At 53.1% G+C, this 1,768-nt stretch carries 1 protein-coding gene; it reads left to right on the top strand.

All coding sequences use genetic code 11. The features are described 5' to 3' along the window. Nucleotides 1-353: 353 nt before the first annotated feature. Nucleotides 354-1,598, top strand: a complete 1,245-nt coding sequence (locus tag PACILC2_RS25705) for an IS110 family RNA-guided transposase (protein ID WP_213531850.1) — start codon at nucleotides 354-356, stop codon at nucleotides 1,596-1,598. Nucleotides 1,599-1,768 lie beyond the last annotated feature (170 nt).

Genomic DNA, 1,768 nt, shown 5'->3' with positions numbered 1-1,768 from the left:
GAGCGGAAGTCGGGGTCCAGAGAGAAAACCGCTCTTTGACAACTTTAAAAAATACAATTAGGGTCTTGGACTTTTCGTGATGTTCCCGGACAATGAGCTTAGGGTCATTTGGGGAAATTCGTCTCACTCCTGTAGTTCGACTACATCTAAAGTCTGTTTCCCCAGCACTCGTTTGAACTTCTTACCCGCTGGCTGTCCCCTTCGGCAACCCATGCTCGAAGATAGCAGCTTCGAGGCAGCTCATGGACCGAAGGAAGTTCTCATATGCGAGGGTGACGGATCGGCGAGCGCGCTGGGGGCATCCCGAAGAGTCCAATTCCCTAAATCCCGAATCCAGAAGGGAGGGATCACCCTTGAAATTATTTGTCGGTATTGACGTCAGTTCAGAAGAACTGGAAGCGTGTTTCATGGATCCGGAAGGCGATACGCTTGAAACGCTCAAGGTAGAAAACAATCTGCACGGTGCCTCGCATCTGCGCGACCGCATCGTGGCTGCTGCGGACAAGCTGCCGGCTTCCGAAATCCATATCGGCCTTGAAGCAACCTCGGTCTATAGCTGGCATCCGGCTATGTACCTGCATGAGGATGCCTCGCTTCAAGAGCGGAAAACCAAGGTGTTCACGATCAACCCGAAGCTTATTAACAAGTTCCGGGAAGCCTACGCGGATATGGACAAGACTGATCGGATCGATGCCTGGATCATCGCCGAACGCCTGCGCTTCGGCCGTCTCACGACGACCATCGTCATGCAGGAGCAGTACATCGCGCTTCAGCGCCTGACGCGCATGCGGTACCATCTGGTTCACAACCTGACACGCGAGAAGCAGTACTTCCTGCAGAATCTGTTCTACAAATGCAATGCGTTTCGTTCCGAAGTCGACAGCTCCGTTTTCGGCCACGCCATCATGGAGATGCTCTCGGAAAAGTTCAGCCTCGATGAGATTGCCGACATGGAAGTCGCCGACTTGGCCGACTATCTCAAGGAGAAGGGAAAGAACCGTTTCCCTGACCCGGAGCATGTCGCCCGCTGCATCCAGAAGGCTGCACGAGCGTCCTACCGCCTTTCAAAGGTCGTAGAGGATTCCATTGATCTGGTTCTCGGCACTTCCATACAGGCCATCCGGAGTATTCAGAGCCAACTGAAAGAGCTGGACAAGGCGATCGAACGCATTCTGGCTGGCATCCCCGGCGCTCAGTGCCTGCGCTCCATTCCGGGCATCGACCGGGTGTACGCCGCCGGCATTCTGGCGGAGATCGGCGACATCGAACGCTTTAGCGATCAGGCCGCCGTAGCTAAATATGCAGGCCTGACATGGCGTAAACATCAGTCCGGGGGCTTTGAGGCCGAAGATACCAAACGCATTCGTTCCGGCAACCGATTCCTTCGTTATTACCTTGTTGAAGCTGCCAACTCGGTGAAAAACCGCGAACCGGAATTCGGCGAGTATTACCGGAAGAAGTACGTTGAAGTGCCTAAGCATCAACACAAACGCGCCCTCGTCTTAACGGCAAGAAAACTTGTGCGTCTGGTCGATGTGCTGCTACGCAACGGCCAACTCTACACGCCTGGAAGGAAGGTGACAACTGCGAAGGATTAACGCCTCCTTTGCCAAAGTCCTTCACGGATTCCCAGTTAAAATCTGGTAATTAACTCGATTTTCGACTGGGTTTAGTTTGGTGTTGCCTTTTTCCCTGAGTCATCGCGTTTTGGGCCAAAATAATTTCCAATTTTCACGAATCAGGGACTTGACATATTACCGCTGGACTT

The sequence above is a fragment of the Paenibacillus cisolokensis genome (genome assembly GCF_018403665.1).
GTDB lineage: Bacteria > Bacillota > Bacilli > Paenibacillales > Paenibacillaceae > Paenibacillus_AH > Paenibacillus_AH cisolokensis.
Note: the sequence above shows the minus strand (reverse complement) of the source record. Positions and strands in the feature narration are given on the sequence as shown.